The sequence below is a fragment of the Arthrobacter sp. STN4 genome (assembly GCF_024539665.1).
GTDB lineage: Bacteria > Actinomycetota > Actinomycetes > Actinomycetales > Micrococcaceae > Specibacter.
In genome coordinates, this window is the sequence record NZ_JAKZGX010000001.1 from 364,381 (window position 1) to 389,324 (window position 24,944).

General features: G+C 67.7%; 22 protein-coding genes. 11 read left to right on the plus strand and 11 right to left on the minus strand.

The window, feature by feature from the left end; genetic code table 11:
* Positions 1 to 65: 65 nt before the first annotated feature.
* Positions 66 to 833, plus strand: coding sequence for a TM2 domain-containing protein (locus MMF96_RS01740; protein ID WP_256882333.1), 768 nt, complete (start codon positions 66 to 68; stop codon positions 831 to 833).
* Between the two features lie 121 nt (positions 834 to 954).
* Here MMF96_RS01740 and MMF96_RS01745 read toward each other — a convergent pair whose 3' ends face one another.
* The 5 genes from MMF96_RS01745 to MMF96_RS01765 form a co-directional block, all read right to left on the minus strand.
* Complete coding sequence (locus tag MMF96_RS01745) at positions 955 to 1,335, minus strand: RNA-binding S4 domain-containing protein (RefSeq protein ID WP_176616983.1); 381 nt, start codon at positions 1,333 to 1,335, stop codon at positions 955 to 957.
* 294 nt (positions 1,336 to 1,629) lie between these two features.
* Positions 1,630 to 2,631 (minus strand): sugar phosphate isomerase/epimerase, encoded by a 1,002-nt coding sequence (locus tag MMF96_RS01750; protein ID WP_256882334.1) that lies wholly within the window; start codon positions 2,629 to 2,631, stop codon positions 1,630 to 1,632.
* Between the two features lie 2 nt (positions 2,632 to 2,633).
* Entirely contained in the window at positions 2,634 to 3,857 is a 1,224-nt protein-coding gene (locus tag MMF96_RS01755; RefSeq protein WP_256882335.1) for a Gfo/Idh/MocA family protein, read from the minus strand.
* 10 nt (positions 3,858 to 3,867) lie between these two features.
* A complete protein-coding gene (locus MMF96_RS01760) occupies positions 3,868 to 4,980 on the minus strand; it encodes a Gfo/Idh/MocA family protein (RefSeq protein ID WP_256882336.1) in 1,113 nt (370 codons plus the stop codon).
* 5 nt (positions 4,981 to 4,985) lie between these two features.
* Positions 4,986 to 5,720, minus strand: a complete 735-nt coding sequence (locus MMF96_RS01765) for a sugar phosphate isomerase/epimerase (protein WP_176616979.1) — start codon at positions 5,718 to 5,720, stop codon at positions 4,986 to 4,988.
* A gap of 154 nt (positions 5,721 to 5,874) precedes the next feature.
* On the opposite strand from MMF96_RS01765, the gene MMF96_RS01770 reads away from it, so the two are divergent.
* From MMF96_RS01770 to MMF96_RS01790, 5 genes are all read left to right on the plus strand, one after another.
* The gene (locus tag MMF96_RS01770; protein WP_256882337.1) at positions 5,875 to 7,101 is read left to right on the plus strand and encodes an ROK family protein; all 1,227 of its coding nucleotides are present in this window, start codon (positions 5,875 to 5,877) and stop codon (positions 7,099 to 7,101) included.
* Positions 7,098 to 8,168, plus strand: coding sequence for a LacI family DNA-binding transcriptional regulator (locus tag MMF96_RS01775; RefSeq protein WP_256882338.1), 1,071 nt, complete (start codon positions 7,098 to 7,100; stop codon positions 8,166 to 8,168). The genes MMF96_RS01770 and MMF96_RS01775 overlap by 4 nt, the downstream gene beginning before the upstream one ends.
* 326 nt (positions 8,169 to 8,494) lie before the next feature.
* Positions 8,495 to 9,802 carry a sugar ABC transporter substrate-binding protein gene (locus MMF96_RS01780; protein ID WP_176616976.1) on the plus strand — a complete coding sequence of 436 codons (1,308 nt, stop codon included), beginning with the start codon at positions 8,495 to 8,497 and terminating at the stop codon, positions 9,800 to 9,802.
* A 151-nt stretch (positions 9,803 to 9,953) separates the two neighbouring features.
* Positions 9,954 to 10,928 (plus strand): carbohydrate ABC transporter permease, encoded by a 975-nt coding sequence (locus MMF96_RS19720; protein WP_256882339.1) that lies wholly within the window; start codon positions 9,954 to 9,956, stop codon positions 10,926 to 10,928.
* Positions 10,921 to 11,760, plus strand: coding sequence for a carbohydrate ABC transporter permease (locus MMF96_RS01790; protein ID WP_256882340.1), 840 nt, complete (start codon positions 10,921 to 10,923; stop codon positions 11,758 to 11,760). The genes MMF96_RS19720 and MMF96_RS01790 overlap by 8 nt, the downstream gene beginning before the upstream one ends.
* Positions 11,761 to 11,860: 100 nt before the next feature.
* Here MMF96_RS01790 and MMF96_RS01795 read toward each other — a convergent pair whose 3' ends face one another.
* The 3 genes from MMF96_RS01795 to aceA form a co-directional block, all read right to left on the minus strand.
* Positions 11,861 to 12,568: a DsbA family oxidoreductase gene (locus MMF96_RS01795; protein ID WP_176616974.1), complete on the minus strand. Its 708-nt coding sequence runs from the start codon at positions 12,566 to 12,568 to the stop codon at positions 11,861 to 11,863.
* Between the two features lie 179 nt (positions 12,569 to 12,747).
* Positions 12,748 to 14,412: a malate synthase A gene (gene aceB / locus MMF96_RS01800; protein WP_256882341.1), complete on the minus strand. Its 1,665-nt coding sequence runs from the start codon at positions 14,410 to 14,412 to the stop codon at positions 12,748 to 12,750.
* 108 nt (positions 14,413 to 14,520) lie between these two features.
* Complete coding sequence (gene aceA, locus MMF96_RS01805; protein WP_256882342.1) at positions 14,521 to 15,843, minus strand: isocitrate lyase; 1,323 nt, start codon at positions 15,841 to 15,843, stop codon at positions 14,521 to 14,523.
* A 124-nt stretch (positions 15,844 to 15,967) separates the two neighbouring features.
* Here aceA and MMF96_RS01810 point away from each other — a divergent pair, with 124 nt between their 5' ends.
* From MMF96_RS01810 to MMF96_RS01830, 5 genes are all read left to right on the plus strand, one after another.
* A complete protein-coding gene (locus MMF96_RS01810; protein WP_256882343.1) occupies positions 15,968 to 17,464 on the plus strand; it encodes a helix-turn-helix transcriptional regulator in 1,497 nt (498 codons plus the stop codon).
* Positions 17,465 to 17,653: 189 nt separating this feature from the next.
* Entirely contained in the window at positions 17,654 to 18,547 is an 894-nt protein-coding gene (locus tag MMF96_RS01815) for a hypothetical protein (RefSeq protein ID WP_256882344.1), read from the plus strand.
* 20 nt (positions 18,548 to 18,567) lie between these two features.
* Positions 18,568 to 19,401 carry an SDR family oxidoreductase gene (locus MMF96_RS01820; RefSeq protein ID WP_306295619.1) on the plus strand — a complete coding sequence of 278 codons (834 nt, stop codon included), beginning with the start codon at positions 18,568 to 18,570 and terminating at the stop codon, positions 19,399 to 19,401.
* Positions 19,401 to 20,714 (plus strand): acyl-CoA dehydrogenase family protein, encoded by a 1,314-nt coding sequence (locus MMF96_RS01825; RefSeq protein ID WP_256882402.1) that lies wholly within the window; start codon positions 19,401 to 19,403, stop codon positions 20,712 to 20,714. Before MMF96_RS01820 ends, MMF96_RS01825 begins: the two co-directional genes overlap by 1 nt.
* Positions 20,711 to 21,793, plus strand: coding sequence for a phosphotransferase family protein (locus MMF96_RS01830; RefSeq protein ID WP_256882345.1), 1,083 nt, complete (start codon positions 20,711 to 20,713; stop codon positions 21,791 to 21,793). The genes MMF96_RS01825 and MMF96_RS01830 overlap by 4 nt, the downstream gene beginning before the upstream one ends.
* A gap of 4 nt (positions 21,794 to 21,797) precedes the next feature.
* Here the strand turns inward: MMF96_RS01830 and MMF96_RS01835 are convergent, their stop codons facing one another.
* From MMF96_RS01835 to MMF96_RS01845, 3 genes are read right to left on the minus strand one after another with little or no spacing between them, the layout of a single operon-like run.
* On the minus strand, positions 21,798 to 23,021 hold the full coding sequence (locus MMF96_RS01835) for a redoxin domain-containing protein (RefSeq protein ID WP_176616969.1): 1,224 nt from the start codon (positions 23,019 to 23,021) through the stop codon (positions 21,798 to 21,800).
* Positions 23,014 to 23,910, minus strand: coding sequence for a cytochrome c biogenesis protein CcdA (locus MMF96_RS01840; RefSeq protein WP_256882346.1), 897 nt, complete (start codon positions 23,908 to 23,910; stop codon positions 23,014 to 23,016). Before MMF96_RS01840 ends, MMF96_RS01835 begins: the two co-directional genes overlap by 8 nt.
* Positions 23,907 to 24,944: a cytochrome c oxidase assembly protein gene (locus MMF96_RS01845; RefSeq protein ID WP_256882403.1), complete on the minus strand. Its 1,038-nt coding sequence runs from the start codon at positions 24,942 to 24,944 to the stop codon at positions 23,907 to 23,909. Before MMF96_RS01845 ends, MMF96_RS01840 begins: the two co-directional genes overlap by 4 nt.

The window sequence follows — 24,944 nt, forward strand, 5'->3', positions numbered from 1 at the left end:
CGCCACCGCGGCAGCCAACATACCCTGACGCGGCCCACCCACCGCGTCCACGAAAGGAAACAACCATGACTCACACCATCAAGCCGGGGACCCCGTTCCTGCAGCCCGTACCACTGCCGGGCGTCACCGGCACCAAGTCCTTCGTCACCACCTGGGTCCTGTCCCTGCTGCTTGGCGGCCTGGGCGTCGACAGGTTCTACCTGGGCAAGGCCGGCACCGGGATCCTCAAGCTCGTCACCCTTGGCGGCCTGGGCATCTGGACGCTCGTGGACCTCATCATCACGCTCGCCGGGAAGCAGACGGACAAGCGGGGGCAGCTGCTGGCCGGCTATGCGAAGCACAAGGTTCTTGCCTGGATTGTCACCGCCGTGCTGCTGGTGGTGGGCGCCGTGTCCGGTGGCACCGCCGGATCCGGTGCCGGAACACCTGCCGCTGGACCTGTAGCACCGGTGGCGCCTGCCGCTGCTGCGCCCGCTGCCCCTGCGCCCGCTGCCGCCCCGGCCAAGAAAGAAGCCGCCCCGGTTGCCAAGAAGTGGACCACCGTGGCGACGCTGAGCGGCACGGCCGACAGCTCCAGCCAGGTCTTTGAGCTGACGGGTGGCGAGGCGCAGCTGCGTTACGACTTCAAGGGTGGAGCCGACACGGTGGTGGCCGCCGTTTACCTGGAGCCCGCAGGAAAGGACATTGCCAAGGACGGCGCGTTCCCCCTTGTCATGCTGAGCAAGCCGGACGCGAACGTGACGGCCCTCCACAAGTCAGCTGGCAAGTACTACCTCGACGTGCGTGCGGCCAACATCGATTCCTGGACCGTGACGGTCGAGGAAAAGCGCTAGCCGGGGACGGGGACGGAAAGGGACGGCGTTCTACCGGCGTCCCTTTCCGCGATCGGCGTCCGGAGCCGTGATGAGCCGACCGATACACGTGCCGGATCTCGATGCTCGACCACCGGAGGGGTCAGTCGCCGCGGAGCCTGTCCATGTCGCGGCGGTCCTTCTTGGTGGGGCGGCCGGTGCCGCGGTCGCGTTGCGGGAGGCCGAGCGCTGGCAGCACGGGGCGCGGGGGAGTGTGGTCGGTGAAGCAGTGGGATGCGGCCTCGGCGCCGACGCGCTTGTTGATCAGGCGGCGCACCTCCAGGATGCGTTCCCAGCCGGACTCGCGGACGCGGACGGTGTCGCCTGGTACCACTGTCTGGGCGGCCTTGGCATTGACGTCGTTGAGCTTCACATGCCCGGCACGGCAGGCCGCCGTCGCCACGGAGCGTGTCTTGTACACGCGGATGGACCACAGCCACGCATCAATACGGACCGAGGCCGGTGCGGTTTTTGGAATGCTCATGATGGCATCCACTTTAGCGCCGACGGCGTCCCGTTCTGCGCCGGGCGGGCCTGCGGTGGTGCGAATGGCGGCTCACTTGTTCACATTTGATTGCTTAAATCGTAATAGGAAGGCAGCTATTACTGTTTGTGGTTGCCGCTGGTCTTCTTCTGCGCCGCGGTCCTTGCGCCGGCGCCGCAGGTTTTGACTGGCCACCCCGACCCGCCCGGGCATCGCCGAACCGGGCATCGCGCCAGCGGGCAATTAATGGGGATGTTTCCGCGAAACAGTCCCATTAAGTGCCCGTTCGAGGAGTCAGTCCTGGTGGCTGAAGGCGGCGTCGAAGGACAGCTCGGACGGCGCGAAGTTGAACTTCTTCAGGGCGGCCAGGGCTTCGGGCGCGCCCTGGAGCCTGTCCATGCCGGCGTCCTCCCACTCGACGGAGATCGGGCCGTCATAGCCGATCGCCGTCAGCGCGCGGAACGCCGATTCCCACGGCACGTCGCCGCGGCCGGCCGAGACGAAGTCCCAGCCGCGGCGGGGATCGCCCCAGGCCAGGTGCGAGCCCATGACCGTGTTGCGGCCCGTCAGGCGCAGCTTGGTGTCCTTGCAGTCCACGTGGTAGATCCGGTCCTTGAAGTCCCAGATGAAGGACACCGGGTCGATGCCCTGCCACATGAAGTGCGACGGGTCCCAGTTCAGCCCGAACGCCTCCCGGTGGCCGATGGCCTCCAGGGTGCGCACCGTGGTCCAGTAGTCATAGGCGATTTCGGACGGGTGCACCTCGTGGGCAAAGCGCACGCCGCATTCGTCAAAGACGTCCAGGATCGGGTTCCAGCGGTCCGCAAAGTCCTGGTAGCCGGCGTCGATCACGGCCGCCGGGACGGGCGGGAACATGGCCACGTACTGCCAGATCGAGGAACCGGTGAAGCCCACCACGGTCTTCACGCCCAGGGCCTGGGCCAGGCGGGCCGTCAGCTTCATTTCCTCGGCCGCGCGCCGGCGAACACCCTCGGGCTCGCCGTCGCCCCACACCCTGGTGCCGACGATGGCCTGGTGGCGGAAGTCGATGGGATTGTCGCAGACGGCCTGGCCCTTGAGGTGGTTGGAGATGGCCCACACCTTCAGGCCGTACTTCTCCAGCAGGGCCAGCTTGCCCTCGACGTATCCGGGCTCGTCCCAGCGCCACGGGTCAAGATGGTCCCCGGAACAGGCGATTTCCAGGCCGTCGTAGCCCCATTCGGAGGCGAGGCGGGCCACTTCCTCGAACGGCAGGTCGGCCCACTGGCCGGTGAACAGGGTATACGGGCGGGGCATGGTTAACTCCTAGACGCGATGGATGAGGGTGCGGGTTCGGCAGGCTGGGTCTCGACGGGCTCGGTTTCGACAGGCTCAACCGGCGTCGTGATGCCGCCGGCTGCGGAGGAGGACTCAATCGCGGCCAGGACGCGTTGGACGCCCAGCCCCTCCTCGAACGACGGCGAGGGGTCGGTGCCGCCGTCAATGGCCAGCAGGAAATCGCGGATCTGGTGCGTGAAGCTGTGCTCCCACCCCAGCACGTGCCCCTGCGGCCACCAGCCGGAAACATACGGGTGTTCGGGCTCGGTGACCAGGATGCGCCGGAAGCCCTGGACCTCCACCGGTTCCGTGCCGTCGAGGAAATACAGCTCGTTCGGGTTTTCCAGGTTGAACGTTATTGACCCGGTTGTGCCATAAACCTCCAGCCGCAGCGCGTTCTTTTGCCCCAGCGCCACCCGCGACACTTCCACGCTGGCCATGGCGCCGCCGGCCAGGGACAGCCTGGCCCAGGCGGCGTCGTCGACCGTCACGGGTTCCGGACCATCCGGGCCGGGCCGTTCGGTGACGAAGGTGTGCAGCATGCCCGAGGCCGCCGTGACGGTGTCCCCGAGCAGGAACTGGACCTGGTCGACGGCGTGGGAGGCGATGTCCCCGAGCGCACCCGAGCCGGCAGATTCCTTGCGCAGCCGCCACGTCATGGGCGATTCGCCGTCCACCAGCCAGTCCTGCAGGTACGACGCGCGGACCTGGCGGACGGTGCCGAGCCTTCCGTTCGCGATGAGCCGGCGGGCCAGCGCAAGCGCGGGGAGCCTGCGGTAGTTGAAGCCCACCATGGAGCGCACCCCGGCTGCCCGGGCGGACCGGGCGGCGCGAACCATGGTCTCCGATTCGGCCAGGGAATTGGCCAACGGCTTCTCTACGAGGACGTGCTTGCCCGCGGCGAGGGCCGCCGTCGCAATTTTCGCGTGCAGCCAGCCGGGGGCACAAATGTCCACAATGTCGATGTCGTCCCGGGCAATGACCTCCCGCCAATCCGTGGCCGATTCGCTCCAGCCGTACTTGGCGGCAGCCGCGGCCACGGCCTGCGCGTTCCGGCCCACCATGACCGTTTGCTCGAATGCCGGGACGTCAAAGTGGCTGGCTACGGTGCGCCAGGCGTGGGAGTGGGCCTGGCCCATGAAGGCGTAGCCAATCACGGCCACGCCCAACGGACGGGTGCCGGCCGGAACTTGGAGGGAGGTCATCGGGGGATTCCTAGAGGGTTGCCTGGGTGGGGTCCCAGTCAGCGGGAAGCGGTGCGGAGGCCGGGGCCGTGCTGTCAACGGTGACAAATTCGCCGCTGTCCACCGACTCGGCGATCGAGACCATGGCGTCCAGCACGTGGTAGGCAAGCTCGCCCGGTGCCCGGTGGGGGACGCCGGCACGGAGCGAACGGGCCAGGTCCAGCACGCCCATGCCGCGGCCGTTGGACGGGCCCTCGGCGGCAATCGTGGACCATTCCTCCTCGCCGCGCCTGCACAGGCGGATGTCGCCGTCGAAGTTGTTCGGGTCCGGCAGTGAAATGGTGCCCTCGGTGCCGGTGATTTCCACGAACCCCACACGGGCCCTGGGGGACTCAAAGCTAAAGACGCTGTGCGAGGAGGCGCCGGACTCGAACTGGGCGATGGCGCTCACATGGGTGGGGACCTCGACGTCGAACACTTCCCCGGCCTTGGGCCCGGAACCGATGGTGCGGGTGGGGAAGGCGGTGGAACCGACGGCGGCTACCTTGGCGATGGGGCCGAATGCCTGCACCAGCGCGGTGAGGTAGTACGGGGCCATGTCGAACAGCGGGCCCGCACCGGCCTGGAACAGGAAGGCCGGGTTCGGGTGCCAGGATTCGGGGCCGGGGGACTGGAACATGGTCAGCGCGGTCAGCGGGGTGCCGATTTCCCCGGCGTCGATGAGCCGGCGGGCGGTCTGCAGGCCGGCGCCGAGGAAGGTGTCCGGGGCGCAGCCGAGCCGGACCCCCGCAGCCCGGGCTTCCTTGAGCAGGGCCAGGCCGCTTTCGCGGTCCAGCGAGAACGGCTTTTCCGTCCACACGTGCTTGCCTGCGCGCACGGCCGCCGTGGCGACCTCAACGTGGGCCGCGGGGATGGTCAGGTTGACCACGATCTCGACGTCGGGGTGGCCCAATGCCGCATCCACCCCGCCGGAGGCAGCGATGCCGTATTCGGCGGCCCGGGCGGCGGCGGCTTCCTCGAAGAGGTCGGCGACGACCAGGACCACGACGTCCGGGAAGGTGGTCAGGTGGTCCAGGTACTGCTTGCTGATGTTGCCGGCGCCGATGACGGCGACGCCGACCGGCCCGCTTTTGGTGGCAGTCATGGCGTTCAGGCCTTTCCGCGGTTGAGGAAGGCAAGGCTTTGGGCGATGCCGTCAAAGATGTCCCCGGCGTAGTCATCAAACTCCACGACGCCGACCTCCAGTGATTTTGCCGCGTCAATGACGTCCCAGACGGGTACCTCGCCCTGGCCTGCCGGCAGTTGGGCCTTGGTGTCCATGGTGAGGGGGCCGTCCTTGATGTGGATGAACTTCACCCGATCGCCGAGGCGGGCCAGCACGTCCACGGCATTGGCGCCGCCCACCGAAACCCAGTAGGTGTCCACTTCCAGGACCACCTCCGGGTCCAGCAGCGTTTCAAGGTACTCCAGGGCCGTGGTGCCGTTGATCCTGGACTCCAGCTCCCAGGAGTGGTTGTGGTAGCCGACGCGGATGCCGTATTCGGCGCCCTTCTTCGCCGCGGCGTTCAGGGCCGCGGCCGTCTTTTGGATGTCCTCGGCGTTCTGCCACTGCTCGGCCGGAATGAACGGATCGATGACCGTGGTGATGCCGAGCGTCCGGGCGGCGCGGAAAATCCCGTCCTGGTCGTCCTTGAGCAAGGGCGCGTGGCCGGACGGGGCGGTGATGCCGTTCTCGGCAAATGCGGCGGCCAGTGCGTCGGCGGTGGCCACAAAGTTGTACGGCTCCACCTTCGTGAAGCCAAGTTCCGCCACGCGGGCAATGGTGCCGGGCAGGTCCTCCTCGAGGGGTTTGCGCACGGTGTACAGCTGCAGTGAATACGTCACGGAGGGTCTCCTCGAAAGGTGCAATTGGTTGTTCTTCTCCAAGCTAGGGGAACTTTTGACGGCCGTCAAGCAAAAGTTGGGAAGAAATTCCCCAACTTGGAATTTCGTCGGATAGAAGTGTGACAGAAGGGGGCCAGTGTGTTATTTGTTGTGGATGCCGCACTCACCAGCCCTGCCCACCCCAGCCACCGCCGGCGGTGCCCCGGGCGCCGGCACCTCCCGGGCGGGCGACGTCTTCCAGCTCCTGCGCGACGGCCACGCCAGGACCCGGGCGGAACTGACGGAAATCACGGGGTTGGCCCGCTCCACGGTTGCGGCGCGCATTGATGCCCTGGCCGGCTCCGGCCTGATCGGGCCCGCCGGCGAGGCGGTCTCCTCAGGGGGGCGCCCGCCGTCGCGCTTTGCCTTCCAACCCACGGCCCGCGTGGTCCTGGCCGTCGACGTCGGCGCCACGCACGTGCTCATCGGGCTCACCGACCTCAGCGGCAAGATCCTCGCCGAGCTGCGCGAATCCATCGACATCTCCACCGGCCCGGTCCCCGTGCTGGACGCCGTGCTGGAGCATTCCGGGCAGCTGCTCGCCCAGTCCGGCCGGCACGAACGCGAACTGGTGGGCATCGGCATCGGCCTGCCCGGGCCCGTGGAACATTCCACCGGACGGCCCGCGAGCCCGCCCATCATGCCCGGCTGGGACGGCTTTGACGTTCCTGCCTACGTCCAGCGGCGGTTCAAGACCAACGTGCTGGTGGACAACGATGTGAACATCATGGCCCTCGGCGAACGGGCCACCTATTGGCCCGACGCTGAAAACCTGCTCTTCGTCAAGGTCGCCACCGGCATCGGAGCCGGCATCATCAGCGGCGGGCTGTTGCAGCGCGGGGCCGACGGGACGGCCGGGGACATCGGGCATATCGGCGTCCCCCGCGGCGGCGACGTGCTGTGCCGGTGCGGCAACCACGGCTGCCTGGAAGCCCTGGCGTCCGGACCTGCCGTGGCAGCCTCGCTGGCAGCCGCAGGCGTCCCGGCGGCCACCGGCGAGGACGTCCTGGAGCTGGCCCGGCGCGGAAACCTCGCCGCCATCGCGGCCATGCGCCAGGCCGGCCGGGACGTGGGCGACGTGCTGGCGGCCTGCGTCAACCTGCTCAACCCGTCGGTCATTGTCATCGGCGGCGGGCTCTCCTCGGCCGGGGAGTACCTCATGGCCGGCGTGCGGGAAATCGTGTACCAGCGGTCCCTGCCGCTCGCCACGGCGCGGCTGCGCATTGTCCAGTCCATGGCCGCCGACCACGCCGGCGTGTTGGGCGCCGGGCGCCTGGTGATTGACCACGTGCTGGCCCCGTCCGGCGTCGAACGCCTGCTGGCGCAACAGCAGCCGTCATGAGCGGGTCCGGCCCGGCGGGAAAGGTCACCATTGCGGGCCTGGCCCAGCGCCTTGGCATGTCCAAGGCCTCCATTTCCTACGCGCTGAACGGCCAGCCCGGGGTCAGCGAACCGACCCGCGCCCGCGTCCTGGCGCTCGCCGCGGAGCTGGGCTGGTATCCAAGCTCCAGCGCCCGGGCGCTCTCGCAGTCGCGCAGCGAGGCCGTCGGGATCGTGCTGGCGCGGACCCCGGAGGAGGTGGGCTCCGAGTCGTTTTACATGAACGTCCTGGCCGGGATCGAGGCCATCCTCAGCGAGCACGACATGAACCTGATGCTGCGGATGGTCACCCCCGCCCCGCCCCCGGAGCCACGCCGCGACCTGGACGTCTACCGGCGGTGGGCGGGGGAGCGGCGCGTGGACGGGGTCATCGTCTTCGACCGCTTTGCCGACGATCCCCGCCCCCAGCTGCTGGCGGGGCTGAGCCTGCCGCACGTGCTGGTGGGCGCCGCCGAGGACGCCGGCCCCACGCCGTTTGGCGCCAACACCACGGTGGACCAGGGCGCGGATGCGGCCACCGTGGTGGAGGCGTTCCACGCGCGCGGCCACCGGCACATCGCCTACGTCTCCGGCCCGCCGGGGCTCACGCACGAGGCGGCCCGCCGTGCCGGCATCCATTCCCATGCCAGCCGGCTGGGCATGACGGCCGTGTTCAGCACCTCGGACTACACCGCGGACGACGGCGGCAAGGCGACCACCGCCGTCGTCGCCGGCCTTGCGCCGGGGTCCCCTGAGTTTCCCACCGCCATCGCGTACGGCAACGACCTCATGGCCATTGGCGGGCTCCGGGCGCTCAAGCGGCTCGGGATTGCCGTCCCGGGCCAGGTTTCCATCCTGAGCTGGGACGATTCGATCCTGTGCCAGCTCAGTTCGCCGGCGGTCGCCGCGCTGGCCCGGAACACCATGGAGCTGGGGCGCCGTTCGGCCGCCCTGCTGCTGGAAACCATCGCCGGGCACCAGACCGCGAACGTGGCGATGGCCGCCGGTGTGCTGCACCGGCGGGAAAGCCTCGCCAACGCCGCCCTTTGAACCCCGCAGCTTCATAACAAAGCGGTAACAATCCGATTTTGCTGAACCGGTTCAGTTAGGCTGGTCACAGGAAATACGTCTGCCCGGACATACTTAAATCCCTGAATTTTCAAGGTTTTTCGCCAATATTGCAGCCATGTAGGGCGTCCTCTGTTGGGAGATCTGATGGATGTAGTTCAATAGGCCGAAAATTAACCTTCAACTTTTGATTGACGCTCGGCATAAGTTCGTCTAGCTTTGGATTCACGATGAGAAACGGGTCCGCCCGAGACACCTAGGAACCAACTTTTCGGGTATCCCACGACAATGACAAGGAAGTCGCGAAAGTGAAAATTCGTACTTTTGCCGCAGCAGCGGCAATCGCAGCCCTGGCGGTCACCGCCACCGGCTGCAGTGGTGGCACCACCAATTCCGGCTCCACGGGCGGCTCAGGGACCACGCTGACGTACTGGGCCAGCAACCAGGGGACCAGCCTTGAAAATGACAAGGAAGTGCTCACCCCGGAGCTGAAAAAATTCCAGGATGAGACAGGCATCAAGGTCAACCTGGAAGTCATCGGCTGGAACGACCTGCAGACCCGCATCCAGACGGCAGTCACCTCCGGCCAGGCTCCCGACGTGCTGAACATCGGCAACACCTGGGCCGCCTCGCTGCAGTCCACCGGCGCGTTCATGCCGTTCGACTCCGCCGCGTTTACCGCGATCGGCGGCAAGGACAAGTTCGTCAAGACCGCCATGGACACCGGCGGCGTTCCGGGGCAGGACCCCACCTCGGTGCCCCTTTATGGTCTGGCCTACGGCCTGTACTACAACAAGGCCATGTTCAAGGATGCCGGCTTGACCCCTCCCACCACCTGGGAGGAAATGGTCACCGACGCCAAGAAGCTGACCACCGGCTCCGTCCACGGCATGACCCTGGCCGCCGGCAGCTACACGGAAAACTCACACTTTGCCTTCATCAACGCGGCGCAGAACGGCGCGGAGTTCTTTGACGCATCCGGCAAGCCGACCTTCACTTCCGACGGCGTCGTCAACGGCATTGCCCGCTACCTGGACCTCATGCAGACGGACAAGGTGGTGGATCCCGGCAACGCCCAGTACGACAACGGCACCAAGGCCATCAACGACTTTGCCAACGGCAAGGCTGCCATGGTCCTGAGCCAGAACAACGCGAACAGTTCCATCGCCTCCCAGGGCATGAAGGACAACCAGTTCGGCGTGGTGGCTTTCCCGGCCCCCGCGGGTGGCAAGGACATCGCCACGATGGTTGCAGGCATCAACATGTCCATCTTCAAGAACACGAAGAACAAGGACGCGGCACTGAAGTTCGTGAAGTTCATGACCAGCAAGGACACGCAAAACACGCTCGACAAGTCCTTTGCCGCACTTCCCGTCCTGGCCGGTGTCACCCCGACCTTCACCACGGACTCCGCCTTGGCCAAGACGTTCGAGGACATTTACGCGAACAAGTCCAAGCCCCTCCCGCTGGTTTCTGCCGAGGACCAGTTTGAAAGCACCGTGGGCAAGGCCATGAACCAAATGTTCGCCACGGTCGCCTCCGGCGGCACCGTTTCCAAGGCTGACATCAAGGCGGCGCTGACCACGGCCCAGCAGGCAGTGGAAGCCGCCGGCTGATCCCCCACGCACCTGGTCCGGCCCGCAGCCGGGACGGACCAGGGGCACCCGGGCCCGTGGGCCCATCCAGCGGTGACGAAGGGGCGGGGCCCGCATCGCCGGCCCCGCCCCTTCCCCATTTCCACACTTCCGAAGAAAGGTGAGTGCCGCAGTGTCTGCAACCACCACCACCCGCAAGTCCGGAGCCGCCGACAAGGCGGCCAGGGGCGGGAAACGCAAAACCCGCAAGGCCGGCTGGTGGCTGCCGTACGCGCTGCTGGCCCCCGCCGTCGTCTTCGAACTGGTCATCCATGTCATCCCGATGGCCACCGGCATTTGGATGAGCTTTCTCAAGCTCACCAAGATGTACATCTCCAACTGGGGCAATGCACCCGTCACGGGACTGAAGAACTACCAGATCGCACTCGATTTCAACTCCGCGATCGGCGCCGGGCTGCTCAAGTCCTTCCTGATCACGGCCGCCTTCACCATCCTGGTGGTCGGCATCTCCTGGGGCCTGGGCATGGCGGCCGCGGTGGCCCTGCAAAAGTCCTTTTTTGGCCGCGGCTTCTTCCGCACCCTGTTCCTGATTCCCTACGCACTGCCCATGTACGCCGGCGTCATCGCGTGGAAGTTCATGCTGCAAAAGGACAACGGGGCCATCAACCACTTCTTCTTTGACAACCTTGGCCTGCCGGGTGCCAGGCCCTTCTGGCTGATCGGCGACAACGCCTTCTGGGCCGTTGTCATCGTGGCGATCTGGCGGCTGTGGCCGTTTGCCTTCCTCATGCTCATGGCCGGGCTGCAGTCGATCCCCAACGACGTCTACGAGGCCTCGGCCGTGGACGGCGCCAAGCCGCTGCGCCAGTGGTCGTCCATCACGCTGCCCATGCTGCGTCCGGTCAACATGGTGCTGCTGCTGGTGATGTTCCTGTGGACCTTCAACGACTTCAACACCCCGTTCGTTCTGTTCGGCGGTTCCCAGCCCCCGGCCGGCGACCTGATTTCCTTCCACATCTACAACGCCTCGTTCCTGACCTGGAACTTTGGTTCCGGTGCGGCGATGTCCGTCCTGCTTCTGCTGTTCCTGCTCATTGTCAGCGGAATCTACCTGCTCTTCATGAACCGGAGGAAAGACCGTGCGTGAAACCACCGGTGCCAAATCCTTCAGGATCGCCACCATCGCGATTCTGACCATCTTCACCATCGTGCCCATCTGGGTCATGGTCATCTCCGGGCTCAAGCCGTTGAAGGATGTCCAGGGCGCGTTTTCCTGGTGGCCCAAGACCCTGACCATCCAGCCGTACATCGACATGTGGCAGACCGTTCCGCTGGGGAACTACTTCGTCAACTCGGTGATTGTCTCCAGCGTGGCCACGGTGTTGTCGCTGATCATCGCCATCTTTGCCTCCTACGCCATCTCCCGGTACAACTTCCGCGGACGCTCGGTGTTCTCCACCACGGTGCTTTCCACCCAGATGCTGCCCGGCGTGCTGTTCCTGCTGCCGCTGTTTTTGATCTTCGTGAACATCAACACGAACTTCGGTGTCCAGCTCGTGGGCACCCGCACCGGCCTGATCATCACCTACCTGACGTTCTCGCTGCCGTTTTCCATCTGGATGCTGGCCGGCTACTTCGACGGCATCCCGCGGGAGCTGGACGAGGCGGCCAAGGTGGACGGCTGCGGCCCCATGCGGGCCCTGATCACGGTCATCCTGCCCACCGCGCGGCCGGGCCTGGTCGCGGTGGCCATCTACAGCTTCATGACCAGCTGGGGCGAGGTGCTGTTCGCCTCCGTCATGACCACCGACGCCAACCGCACCCTGGCCGTGGGCCTGCAGCTCTACTCGACGCAGACCAACGTGTACTGGAACCAGATCATGGCCGCCTCGGTGGTGGTCTCCATCCCAATCGTCATCGGCTTCCTGCTCCTGCAGAAGAACTTCGTGGCGGGCCTGACGGCCGGCGCCGTCAAGTAGCCGCTGCGGCACCGCCGCACGACGACGGCGTGCCAAGCTGGCGGGGGCGTGGTAAATTTTACCCGTCCCGGACAGCTTGGCACGCCGTCGACCGTGGACGCTAGACCGCGCAGCCGTCCGGACCGCACACCTCGGCGCCATCGGCGCTGGCGGCGGCCACCATGGTCAGCGGATTCGCTTCCTGCCATGCCTCGTTGAGGGCCTGGGCGAACAGTTCGGACGGCTGGGCGCCGGAGATCCCGTACTTCCTGTCAATCACAAAGAACGGCACGCCCTGGACGCCGAGCGCGCGGCCCTCGGCAAAGTCGTGGCGGACGTCGTCGGCGTACTTGCCGGTGTCCAGCGCCTCGTTGATGGCGGCGGCGTCCAGCCCTGCGGCGGTTCCGGTGCGGACCAGGAACTCGCGGGCGCCAATGTCCTCGCCGTGCTCAAAGTGGCCCGAAAGCAGGGCTTCCTTGACGGCGTCGGCCTTTCCGTTGGCCGCAGCCAGGTGGATGAGTTGGTGGGCGTTGAAGCTGTTGGCGACCACCACGTCGTTGAACTTGTAGTCCAGGCCCACGCCGGCAGCCTGCTCGGTCACATGGGCGAACATGCCCGCGACCTGGCCAGGGTCCATGCCCTTGCGCTCGGAAAGGTAGCTGATCTCAGTGCCGTCGTAGTGCTCCGGGAGGCTGGGGTCCAGCTGGTAGCTGCGCCACTGCACCTCCACGGAATCCTTGTGCGGGAACCCATCCAGGGCAGTTTCAAAGCGGCGCTTGCCGATGTAGCACCACGGGCAGGCGACGTCGGACCAGATTTCAATCTTCATAATTGCGGCAACGGGGAACGGGAGGCGGTTATTCCGGAGGGCCCGCCGCCCGGGGCATGACAAGGCCCGACCACCGGATGGGGTGGTCGGGCCTGTCGGTATTCTGGCTGGGCCGCCGGGACCCGGATTTCGGGCGGTCAGTGGCGACGTGTCCGGCAGGCCAGCCAAGACTTGTGAAACTACGCGGCGGCGAGCTCGCGCTTGCGGGCCGGCTCCTGCGCGGGGGTTTCGTGCAGGTAGTTGGCGTAGGCGGAGAGCGTCAGGAAGGTGGGGAACTCCTCGCCCAGGGCCACGGCCTCGAAGATTTCCAGCGCGTCGTCGAAGCGGTCGGCATCGAAGCGGGGCATCCTGGCGAATTCCTCCTCCAGCATTTCCTGCACCCAGTCGAAGGTGATGAGTTCGCCCTGGTCGGTGATGGCCTGGCTGTGGATCCACTGCCAGATCTGCGAGCGGGAGATTTCCGCGGTGGCGGCGTCCTCCATGAGGTTGTTCAGGGCGACGGCGCCGTGGCCGCGCAGCCAGGACTCGATGTACTGGATGCCCACCCAGATGTTGTCCCGGATGCCGTCCTCGGTGATGGTGCCCTGGGTGCCGGCCACGTCCAGCAGGGCGCGGTCGTCCACTTCGACATCCTCGCGCAGGCGGCTGATCTGGTTCGGGTTCCAGCCCAGCGTGTCGTCAAAGACCTCCATGGCCACGGGGACCAAGTCCGGGTGGGCCACCCAGGAGCCGTCAAAGCCGTCGCCGGCCTCGCGGGTCTTGTCCGCACGGACCTTCTCCAGGGCGTTGGCGTTGGCTTCCGGGTCGCGGCGGTTCGGCACAAAGGCGGACATGCCGCCGATGGCCATGGCGCCGCGGCGGTGGCAGGCCCGGACCAGCTGTTCGGTGTAGGCGCGCATGAACGGTGCCGTCATGGTGATCTGGTTGCGGTCCGGGAGCACAAAGCGCGGGCCGCGGGTGCGGAAGTTCTTGATGACGGAGAACAGGTAGTCCCAGCGCCCGGCGTTCAGGCCGGCGGCGTGGTCGCGCAGTTCGTAGAGGATCTCCTCCATTTCGAAGGCCGCGGTGATGGTTTCGATCAGGACGGTGGCGCGGATGGTGCCCTGCGGGATGCCCAGCAGGTCCTGGGCCTGAACGAAGATGTCATTCCACAGCCGGGCTTCGAGGTGGTTTTCAATCTTCGGCAGGTAAAAGTACGGCCCCTTGCCCTGGGCGATGAGCCGGCGGGCGTTGTGGAAGAAGTACAGGCCAAAGTCCACGATCCCGCCGGCCATCGGCTTGCCGTTGATGAGCAGGTGCTTTTCCGGCAGGTGCCAGCCGCGGGGGCGGACCACGATGGTCGGCATGTCCTCGGCCGGGTTTAGGCGGTACTCCTTGCCGTCCGGGCTTGTGAAGTCGATGCGGCGTTCCAGCGCGTCGATCAGGTTGACCTGGCCGCGGATCACATTGCCCCAGGTCGGCGTGGACGCGTCCTCCATGTCCGCCAGCCACACCTTGGCTCCGGAGTTCAGGGCGTTGATGGCCATCTTCGCATCGACGGGGCCGGTGATTTCCACGCGGCGGTCCTCCAGCCCGGGGGCCGGTGGGGCGACCCGCCACCGCGGGTCCTCGCGGATGCCGGCGGTCTCGCGCAGGTAGCGCGGGTCGCTGCCGCTGAGGATCTGGCGCCGGCGCACCTGGCGGGCCTGCAGCAGCTCCTGGCGGCGCGCCGTCGTCGCACGGTTCAGGGCCGCGATGAAGTCCAGGGCCTCCGGGGTCAGGATCTCATCCTGGCGGTGGATGGGCGGTGCCGTCAGGGTGATGCCGTTGATCGTGAATCCGTTCAGGCTGTTGGTTGAGTTCATGGTGTTTGCTCCAAGTCTGGTCCATCTGTGTTGCAGCTGTTGGACGAAAACCCGCCGTTTCGGGTCGGATCGGTCCACCAGCTGCAACACAGATGAGGGGGAAAGCTGTTAGTGGAACTGCTGGGCTTCGGTGGAGCCTGCCAGTGCGAGGGTGCCGCTGTTTGGGTTCAGCGCCGTCGCCACCAGGTCGAAGTAGCCGGTGCCCACTTCACGCTGGTGCTTGGTTGCGGTGTAGCCGCGTTCTTCTGCGCCGAATTCGCGCTCCTGCAGGTCGACGTAGGCGCTCATGCCGTTGCGGGCGTAACCGTGGGCAAGGTCAAACATCGAGTAGTTCAGGGCGTGGAAGCCAGCCAGGGTGATGAACTGGAACTTGAAGCCCATGGCGCCGAGCTCGCGTTGGAACTTGGCGATGGTGGCGTCGTCCAGGTGCTTTTTCCAGTTGAACGACGGCGAGCAGTTGTAGGCGAGCATCTGGTCGGGGAACTGCGCGTGGATGCCTTCGGCAAACTTCTTCGCATGTTCCAGGTCCGGGGTGCCGGTTTCCATCCAGATGAGGTCCGCGTAGGGGGCGTAGGCCAGGCCGCGGGCAATGCACGGCTCGATCCCGTTGCGCACATTGTAGAAACCTTCCGCGGTCCGCTCCCCGGTGAGGAACGGCTTGTCGCGGTCGTCAACGTCGGAGGTGATCAGGGTGGCGGCCTCGGCGTCCGTACGGGCAACAATAACAGACGGGACGCCGGCGACGTCGGCGGCGAGCCGGGCGGCGTTGAGCGTGCGCACGTGCTGGGCCGTGGGGATCAGGACCTTCCCGCCCAGGTGCCCGCACTTCTTTTCGCTGGCCAGCTGGTCTTCCCAGTGCACGCCGGCCGCACCCGAGGTGATCATCGACTTCATGAGCTCGTAGGCGTTCAGCGGCCCGCCAAAGCCGGCCTCGGCGTCGGCCACGATCGGCACCAGCCAGTCCTCCACGCTCTGCTTGCCTTCGGAAAACTCGATCTGGTCGGCGCGCAGGAGGGCGTTGTTGATGCGGCGGACCACCTTGGGCACCGAGTCCACGGGGTACAGGGACTGGTCCGGGTAGGTGTTGCCGTTGGAATTGGCGTCGGCGGCGACCTGCCAGCCGGAGAGGTAGATGGCCTTCAGCCCGGCCTTGACCTGCTGGACGGCCTGGTTGCCGGTCAGGGCGCCGAGCGCGTTCGTGTAGCCTTCCGGACCGGCGTTGCGCAACTGGTCCCAGAGCTTTTCCGAACCGCGGCGGGCCAGGGTGTGCTCCTCCTGGACCCGGCCGCGGAGCCGGACGACGTCGGAGGCCGGGTAGGAGCGCTTGATCCCCTCCCAGCGGGGGTTGGCCGCCCACTCGAGTTCGAGGGCCGCGGCTGCCTCAGCGTTGGTCTGTTCCGGCGTCTTTGCGGGTTCAAATGCTGCAGTCATGATGAAAAGCTCCTTTGCTGGAATCCTTGGTCCTTCTTCTTGAAATCAACTATTCAGGGCTTTGCAAGGGCTTTGCAGATAAAAAGGGTGGAAAGATTTGCACTTCTTCCCGTATTCTCAAGAAATGAACAATGCGGGCTGGAATCTGGGCGATGGGGCCCCACGCGACGGCAAGGGCGCCGGCGGCGACGGCGAAGTGGACCTGATAGCGCTGGGCCGCCGGGTCCGCCACCTGCGCAAGAAATTGGGCATGACGCTCGACGACCTCAGCGCCAAGGTGGGGTCCGCGCCGTCGCAGCTGTCCCTGATTGAAAACGGCAAGCGGGAACCCAAACTCAGCCTGCTCCAGCACCTGGCCGGGGCCCTCGGCGTCAGCCTGGACCAGCTGCTCGGGGCGGAGCCGCCCAGCCGCCGGGCGGCGCTGGAAATCGAGCTGGAACGGGCGCAGCGCGGGCCCCTGTACCAGTCGCTGGGACTGCCCACGGTCCGCGTCAGCTCCCGGCTTTCCATGGAAATCCTGGAGTCCCTGGTGGGGCTGCAGCACGAGCTGGAACGCCGGCTGGATGAACAGTCCGCAACGCCCGAGGAGGCGCGGCGGGCCAACTCCGAACTGCGCGGGGAGATGAAGGCCCGCAACAACTACTACCCGGAGATTGAGCGCCAGGCCCAGGACCTGCTGGACAAGGTGGGGCATGACCGGGGCCCGCTGTCCCACCACGTGGCGGCGGACATTGCCGAGCACCTGGGCTTTGACCTGCACTATGTGGGGGATTTGCCGCATTCCACCCGCTCCGTGACGGACCTGAAGAACCACCGGATTTACCTCACGCACGGCCAGCGCTCCGACCACGACCCCCGCTCCGTGCTGCTCCAGGCGCTGGGCCACTATGTCCTGGGGCACCAGACGCCGCGCGACTATGCGGATTTCCTGCGCCAGCGCGTCTACACGAACTACTTTGCGGCCTCCCTGCTGATGCCCGAGCACGCCACGGTGGACTTCCTGAAGGAAGCGAAGGCCGCCAAGGAGCTGGCCATCGAGGACATCCGGGACGCGTTCGCCGTGTCCTACGAGACGGCCGCGCACCGCTTCACCAACCTGGCCACCGAGCACCTGGGCATCACCACGCACTTCCAGAAGGTGCACGAGTCCGGGATCATCCACAAGGCCTACGAGAACGACGGCGTGAACTTCCCCGCCGACCACACCGGCGCCATCGAGGGGCAGGCCGTGTGCCGGTTCTGGACGTCACGGGCCGTCTTTGACGTGCCGGACAAGTTCCGGGCCTTCAACCAGTACACGGACACCGCGGTGGGCACGTACTGGTGCACGGCCCGCACGGAACGGCACTCCTCGGGGGAGTACTCGTTGAGCATCGGCGTCCCCTACGAGCACGTGAAATGGTTCCGCGGGCGTGACACCAAGGAGCGCTCGCAGTCCAAGTGCCCCGACCCGGACTGCTGCCGCCGCCCGCCCGCCGAGCTGTCCGCGCAGTGGGCCGGGAACGCCTGGCCGTCCACCCGTGCGAACTCGCACTTGTTGGCAGCGATGCCGCAGGGTGCGTTCCCGGGCGTGGACGAGACCGAGGTGTACACCTTCCTGGCCGCGCACCAGGGAGCGTGACCGGCTCCTGCGCGCCGTTGGCTGCCAACCCTGCGCGGCACCGGGACCCGACGCCGGCCCGGGGGTCGGGGAATGGTTGCCGAATGGTCGCCCGACGTTCACCCCGCGGGCGCCAAGGCGGCATGGTGTGCGACGTACCGTGGAGGTGTCAGTCAGCAGCACAGGCTCCCTGCAGTGAGGAATTCCTTCGTGACCGAGATCCAGTACCCCGTTGTTTTGACCGTGCAGGGCCCCGACGCCGACGATGCGGCCGTTGTTGATTCCAACGTGTCCGTGGTGAACGCCATGTTCGAGGCGCTGCTCAACTCCGGGGAGATGGCCCCCAACGCCCTGTGCAGCTATTTCGTTGACTTTTACCTGACCCAGGCGCTCGACGGCGGATTCGCCCAGTACGTCATCATGTCCCCGGACCGCGAAGAACTCGACGCCTACATCCGCGAAGGGCTGGAGGGCATGGGCGCCGGGCAGCACCTGGAGCTCTTCAACCGGACCACGGCCTACTTCGACTCGCTGTCCGAAGCGGACTCCGAAGCCTACCTGGACGGCGACCTCGACGAGGACTACGACGTCGCCGACGTTCGCAGCGAGGGTGTCCAGCACATGGAAGCCCTCGACGGGGCCTTCGAGGACCTCCTGGACACCGAGGACCTCACGGCGCTCAGCGCCGCCTGGCTCAAGGGACAGGAAGGCCTGCTCCTCCTCGACGCGGACGGGCTTGCCGCCCACATCGCCGGGCGCGCGGCCCGGATCCCCAACCTGGCGCAGCGCCAGGCCGAGGCCGAGGAAGCCGGGCTGGAGAACATTCCCGAGTTTGAGGCCGTCATCCGGGAACTGTGCAGCACGGCCGGCTACGAGCTGGAAAAAATCACCATGGGGGACCCCAACTTCGAGCACAAGGGTCAAACCGTCCCGGCCTGGCACTTTGGCACCGACCACGGCGACTTCATCATGGTCGAGGAGGAGGACGAGGCCTTCATGATCGATCCGAAGACCAGGGAAGTCATCGCCACCGTTGAATTTGACGACGAAGACGGGTTCGCCCAAGCCTGGGAACAGCCGCCCGCAACGGGCCCGCACCCTTGACCGCCGCCCCGATCCGCAGCATGCTGGCAACTACCGGCCGGCAGCGGACCGGGGACGGAAAGGGTGCCATGAACGTCAATTGCCACCGCTTCAACGGCAGGGCGGCCATAGTCACGGGCGCCAGCAGGGGGATCGGCCTGGCCATCGCCCGGAGGCTGGCCACGGAAGGGGCCCGCGTGGCGATCACCGCCCGCGGCGCGGACCAGCTCGCGGACGCCGCGGCCACTTTCCCGGCCGGCAGCGTGGTCACCTTTGCCGGGCACGCGGACGACCCGGCGCACCGCGCAGAGGTGATGGACGGCGTCGAACGTGAACTGGGCGGGCTGGACATCCTGGTCAACAACGCCGGCATCAACCCCGCCTACGGTCCGCTGGAAACCGTCGACATGGACGCGGCGCGCAAGATTTTCGAGCTCAACGTGCTCGCCACGCTGGCCTGGACCCGGGCCGTGCTGGACCGCCCGGGACTGGGATTCCGGGAGCGCCGCGGCAACGTGGTGAACGTGTCCTCCGCCAGCGGCGTGGTCCCGGCGGCGGGCATCGGCCTGTACGGCATCAGCAAGTCCGCCGTCTCCCACCTCACGCGCACGCTGGCCCTTGAACTGGCGCCGGCGGTGCGCGTGAACGCCGTGGCGCCAGCCGTGGTCAAGACCCGCTTTGCCCGGGCCCTGTATGAGGGGCGCGAGGCGGAAGTGGCCGCCACGTATCCCCTGAAGCGCCTGGGCACGCCCGACGACGTTGCCTCCGCCGTCGCCTTCCTCGCCTCCCCGGACGCGGACTGGGTCACCGGCCAGGTGCTCACGCTCGATGGCGGCCTGCTCGTCGCCGGCGGAATAGGCCAGGACCGGCAGTGATGGGGCAGCACGCGGGGCCGTCCCGGCCGGCCGGCCCGGGGCCCGCCGAAGCCGAGGAGCTGCGCCTGCGCACCCGCGAGTTCATCCGCGGCACCGTCATCCCGGCGGAGCCGCGTCCCGGGCAGGCCCTGAACCTGACAGTGCGCCGGGAGCTCGGGGAGGCCGCCAAGGCCGCCGGCGTCTACGCCCCGCACGCGCCCCGCGAATTTGGCGGGCAGGGGCTGCCCCTGGAACATTGGTCCCCCATATTCCAGGAGGCAGGGTATTCCCCGATCGGCCCGGCCGCGCTGAACTGCATGGCGCCGGACGAAGGCAACATGCACATGCTCAACCTGCTTGGCACGGCCGAACAAAAGCGCCGCTATCTGGCGCCGCTGGCGGCCGGGCAGATCAGTTCCTGCTTTGCCATGACCGAGCCGCACCCGGGGGCCGGCTCCGACCCGGGCGCACTGGCCACGACCGCCGTGCACGACGGCCGCCACTGGACCATCACCGGCCACAAGCGCTTCACCAGCGGCGCCACCTTTGCCGGCTTCGCCATCGTCATGGCCCGCACGCCGGATACCGTAACCGCTGGTGCCGGCACCCCGGATACCGGGCCGGCCGGTGCCGGGAAGGACGCGGCGCCCGCCGGCGCCACCATGTTCCTGGTGCCCATGGACTCGCCGGGGGTCCGCGTCGGCGCGGCCATCCACACCATGGACAAGTACCTGCCCGGCGGCCACCCGCACGTGCACTTCGACGGCGTCCGCGTGCCGGACAACGCCGTGCTGGGCAGGGTGGGCCTGGGCTTCCGGCATGCCCAGCTGCGGCTGGGCCCGGCGCGGCTGACCCACTGCATGCGCTGGCTGGGGCTGGCCCGCCGGGCCCTGGACATTGCCTTGGACCGCGCCAACACCCGCGAGATCTTTGGTGGACCCATTTCAGGGCTGGGCATTGCGCAGGAGCTGATCGCCTCCTCCGTGATCGACCTTGAAACCTCCGACGCCATCATCGGCCGGTGCGCCGTGCTGCTCGGCACCGATCCGCAGGCCGGGGCCGCACTGTCCTCCGTGGCCAAGGTGCACTGTTCCGAGGCCGTCTACCGGGTCATCGACCGGGCCGTGCAGCTGTGTGGGGGAGACGGGGTCTCCGACGGGCTCCCCCTGGCCCAGTACCTGAACGAGGTCCGCCCCTTCAGGATTTACGACGGCGCCACCGAGACGCACAAATGGGCCATCGCGCGCCGGGCCTCCGCGGCCAGGCGCCGCGAGGTGGAGGGCGGCGAACCGTTCCAGGGCGCGGCCCGCATTGACGCCGGGGACCTCCCGTGACCGGCGGCGGGGACGTGGCCCGGACGACGGCCGAGGCGGAGCGGATGGAAGTGCCGCCGCTGCTGGTGGTGGACCGGCTGGAGGAATACCTGGACGCCTCCGGGATCGGCACCGGGCCCCTGCACTGGCACCGCATTGGCGACGGACAGTCCAACGTGACGTTCCGCATCAAAAGGCGGGGTGCCGACGTCGTCCTCCGGCGCGGGCCCCGGCCGCCGCTGCCGCCGTCCACCCACGACATGGTCCGGGAGGCGCACCTCCAGCAGCTGCTGGCGCCGCGGGGCATTCCGGTGCCGAAAATCCTCGCCGTCTGCGCGGACACGCACGTCCTGGGCGGGCCGTTTTACCTCATGAAGTTTCTGGACGGCGACGTGGTCACGGACACGGTTCCGGCGCACCTGGACGGTCGCGGGCAGCGGCGCGCCACCAGCGAGGCCGTCGCGGACATGCTGGTGCGGCTGCATTCGGTGGATGGCGGCAAGGGCGCGCTTGCCGGGATCGGGCGGCCGGAGGGATACCTGCGGCGGCAGGTGGCGCGCTTTGCCGGGCTGTGGGACGCCGGGGCCGTCCGGGACCTGCCGCAGGTTGCGGAGCTGGCGCAGTGGCTGGAGGCGAACCGGCCCGCCACGCAGCGCACCGCCCTGGTCCATGGCGACTACCGGGTGGGGAACCTGATGTTCCGCCGCTCCGGGCCCGTGCGCGTGCAGGCCGTGCTGGACTGGGAGATGGCGACGCTCGGCGACCCACTGGCCGACCTGGGCTACCTGACCGCCACATACGCGCAGGCCGGATCACCCGGGACGCTGATGGAACTGACCTCGGTGACGGCGCAGCCCGGGTACCTCACGCGGGAGGAGCTGGTGGAACGGTACAACCAGCATTTCGGGCTGGACCTGTCCGCGTTGCCCTGGTATCAGGCGCTGGCGCTGTGGAAGGCCGCGATCTTCTGTGAGGCGATCTACGCCCGTTGGCAGCAGGGCGGGAGGGACGACGGCGGGCCCTCCCTGGGTGCCGTGCTGGAGGAGGGCGTGCCGCGCCTTTTGGAGGCAGCCGCCGGGTTCGCGCAGCGGCTGCCGTAGGGCGTCAGCTGCCGCCCTGGGCCAGGCTTTGGAGCACGTATTCGAGCTGTTGGGCCGTCATGGCGCCGGGGTGGCGGACCAGCAGTGTCCCGTCGGCCCCAATCACCGCGGTGAACGGCAGCCCGGGCACCTGGTACGCGCCAGAGGCAGTGCCGGCGGTGTCGCTGAGCAGGGGGTAGCTGATGCCGTATTGGGCGGCGAAGGCGGCGGCCCTGGCGGGGTTGTCGGCGACGTCGATGCCGACAAAGTTCACGTTTTTGCCCAAGTCCTTGAAGGACTGTTCCATGGCGGGCATTTCCGTGGTGCACGCCGTGCAGGTGCTGGCCCAGAAATTGAGCACCGTCACCTTGCCCTTGAGCGCGCCCAGCGACGTGCTGCTGTGCGGGTGGGACAGTTGCGGCAGCGTGAAGCCCGGCGCGGCGGCGTTGAGGGAGGCTGCCGTCCGGCCGGCCTGTGCCGCGGGGGAGGGACCGCCAACGTGGATCGCGGCGGCATGGGACAGCAGGTCCACCGCGGCCTGGGCCATCGCGTGGCCGTAGAGATCGGTGTTGGCGGATGAGGTGCCAAACTGCCCCAGGGCGGCCTCCTTCCCGGACGGGTCGATGAAGAAGAGTTCCGTGCCGTGGACCACGTCCCGTGTCTTGGGGTTGAGCTCAATCGGCACGCCGTAGTTCGCGGCCGTCTTGGCCAGCTGGTCCGGGCTGCCGGTGGCAAAAACCCAGTTGGACGCGCCGGCCAGGCCATGGCCGTCCGTCCATTCCTTCACGGCCGCCGTCGACGGGTAGTAGGGGTTGGCATTGACGGAAAGGAACACCACGTCCTTGGCATGTGGGCCCAGGTCCTTGTTGGCGGCCACCACGTCCTGGGCGAGCAGGGTGCACAGGTCCTGGCACCGGTCGTCGTTGAAGGACAGCACCACTGACTTTCCGCGGTAGTGGGACAGCGTGACGTGCCTGCCGTCCTGGTCGGTCAGCGAGAGGGCCGGGGCCGTGGGCAGCGGCCGGGCCTGCGGGTCCAGCTGGAGCAGGGTGGAGGCGGCCGCATTGATGCCGGGCTCGACGGCGGCCGCCCCCTGGGCTGCCGGGGCGGCGGGCGGGGTGTTTGGCACCAGGCCCGCGAGCAGCAGGACCACCACCACGGCCATCAGGAGCATCAGGCCGCCCACGCCCCACAGGACCGCCCTGCCGCGGGTGCGTGGCGCGGCGGCCGGTGTTGGTGTTTCAGGCATGGGGGTTTCCTTCCGAAGGTTCCGCCCCGCGGGCTTCCCGGGGGCTGGTCCAGTTTTTGCGGGCGACGGCGGTGACGGCGGCGAGGACTGCCGCGAGCAGGAGCAGGGCCATGAGGGCCATGTGGCCCGCGATGAATGAGGTCACGTCCCCCTGCACGGCGGAGACGGTGCCGAAGGGGCCGGCGGCCAGGGAAAAGTGGAGCAGCTCGGCCGTCCAGTAGTAGGCGAGGTAGAGCCCTGACACGGCGAGCACCGTCCCGGAGACGACGGGCAGGAAGCGCCCGGCCTGCCGGAAACGGCGCATCAGCCCGGCCCCCGCGACCGCCGTCGCCACGGCGGCACCGGTGACAAACAATCCCATGCCCAAGGCATAGGCAAGGTAGCAGCCCAGGCCGGCCCAAAAACCCAGCCGGGTGAACGAGCCGCCCACGGCGGCCAGGAACAGGGGGAGGGCGCAGCTGAGGGAACCGATGGCGTAGGCGATGCCGAACATGAACGTCGCAGCGAACGTCCGTCCGCCCGGTGCCAGCCGGGGCGCGGGCAGCCGGAGGTAAAGGGGGCGCCCGCAAAGCGTTGAAATGCCCAGGGCCGCCATCAGGGCGCCCGCCGCCACCATGAACCACGGCAGCCATCCCGAGGCCAGTGCGGCACCGGAGACCAGGACCAGCCCGAGCGTGCCAAAGACAGCCGTGAAGCCGCACGTGACCCCGGTGCCGGAGACCAGGCCGCGGGCGGCCCGGGCCGCGCGGCCGGTGCCGCCGCCGTCGGGCCTGCCGGTGAACAGGGCCAGGTAGGCTGGAAGCAGCGGGAACCCGCACGGGTTGACGGCGGCCACCAGGCCCAGGGTGAAGGCGTAGCTGGTGGCGGCCGCGACCGCCAGCGGGCTCACTGCGGCCCCTTGTCCCGGGAGGCCAGGCGCTGCAGGTAGCTGTTGTAGTCCTCCAGGTCCACGTCCCCCACGCGGGCGGCCCGGCGCTCGGCGGCCGCCGTCTTGCGCGCATCGGAGCGCTGCCACTTGGAGACCAGGACGCCGAGCACCAGCAGCGTGGGGAATTCGGTAAAGCCCCAGGCGATCCCGCCGCCCGTGCCCTGGTCCGCCAGCGGCATGATGTTCCAGCCCGGCATGGGCGTGGCATAAAAGTGCACCAGCAGCGTGGTGGACATCATGACCACCACGCCGAAGAACGCGTGGAACGGGGTGGTGGCGGCCAGTTCCAGCACCGGGACGACCTCCCCGGAGATGCCGCGCAGCCCCCGGCCGGTCTGGCGCGGGGAGGGGTCCACACCCAGAATTCCCCAAAAATACAGGAAGCCGATCATCAGGAAGTGGATCAACATGATGTTGTGCCCCCACCAGGTGCCCATCAGGTAGTCGAAGGCGGGGGTGAAATAGAGCCCGTACAGGCTCATGACGAACAGCGCGAACGTCACCACGGGATGGGTGAGGATGGAGGCGGGCACCGAATGGAGGACGCGCAGCAGGCCGCGGCGCACCGTGCCGCGGCGGCCGTGGCCGGCCGGCAGCACCCGCAGCAGCAGGGTGATGGGGGCGCCGAGCACCAAAAAGACCGGGCAGAGCATGTTCAACGCCATGTGCTGGACCATGTGGATACTGAAGAGCTCCATGCCGTAGCCGTCAATGCCGGTGCCCGTGACAAACAGGATGCTCGCCACGCCGACAAGCCACATCAGGGTGCGCCCCACCGGCCATGCCACCCCGCGGCGGCGCAGCACCAGCAGTCCGGCGCCGTAGCCGAGCAGCAGGACCACGGCCAGGACGGGCAGCACGGGGATCGGCTGCGGATGCCAGGCCAGCACGTTCGCCACGGTGGGTGGGGCGGTGGGCATCCACATGGGCCCGGCCATGACTGCGTGGGGGTTTCCCATGCCGGGCATGGGCGGCATGCCGGACAGCAGCTGCAC

Bases quoted from the DNA above. Each gene is read 5' to 3' on its own strand.
- MMF96_RS01745 (WP_176616983.1), bottom strand. From the start codon at position 1,335: ATGAGCATTCCAAAAACCGCACCGGCCTCGGTCCGTATTGATGCGTGG.
- MMF96_RS01835 (WP_176616969.1), bottom strand. From the start codon at position 23,021: ATGCCTGAAACACCAACACCGGCCGCCGCGCCACGCACCCGCGGCAGG.
- MMF96_RS01775 (WP_256882338.1), top strand. From the start codon at position 7,098: ATGAGCGGGTCCGGCCCGGCGGGAAAGGTCACCATTGCGGGCCTGGCC.
- MMF96_RS01760 (WP_256882336.1), bottom strand. From the start codon at position 4,980: ATGACTGCCACCAAAAGCGGGCCGGTCGGCGTCGCCGTCATCGGCGCC.
- aceA (WP_256882342.1), bottom strand. From the start codon at position 15,843: ATGACTGCAGCATTTGAACCCGCAAAGACGCCGGAACAGACCAACGCT.
- MMF96_RS01770 (WP_256882337.1), top strand. From the start codon at position 5,875: ATGCCGCACTCACCAGCCCTGCCCACCCCAGCCACCGCCGGCGGTGCC.
- aceB (WP_256882341.1), bottom strand. From the start codon at position 14,412: ATGAACTCAACCAACAGCCTGAACGGATTCACGATCAACGGCATCACC.
- MMF96_RS01825 (WP_256882402.1), top strand. From the start codon at position 19,401: ATGGGGCAGCACGCGGGGCCGTCCCGGCCGGCCGGCCCGGGGCCCGCC.
- MMF96_RS01820 (WP_306295619.1), top strand. From the start codon at position 18,568: ATGCTGGCAACTACCGGCCGGCAGCGGACCGGGGACGGAAAGGGTGCC.
- MMF96_RS01810 (WP_256882343.1), top strand. From the start codon at position 15,968: ATGAACAATGCGGGCTGGAATCTGGGCGATGGGGCCCCACGCGACGGC.
- MMF96_RS01795 (WP_176616974.1), bottom strand. From the start codon at position 12,568: ATGAAGATTGAAATCTGGTCCGACGTCGCCTGCCCGTGGTGCTACATC.
- MMF96_RS01755 (WP_256882335.1), bottom strand. From the start codon at position 3,857: ATGACCTCCCTCCAAGTTCCGGCCGGCACCCGTCCGTTGGGCGTGGCC.
- MMF96_RS01750 (WP_256882334.1), bottom strand. From the start codon at position 2,631: ATGCCCCGCCCGTATACCCTGTTCACCGGCCAGTGGGCCGACCTGCCG.
- MMF96_RS01740 (WP_256882333.1), top strand. From the start codon at position 66: ATGACTCACACCATCAAGCCGGGGACCCCGTTCCTGCAGCCCGTACCA.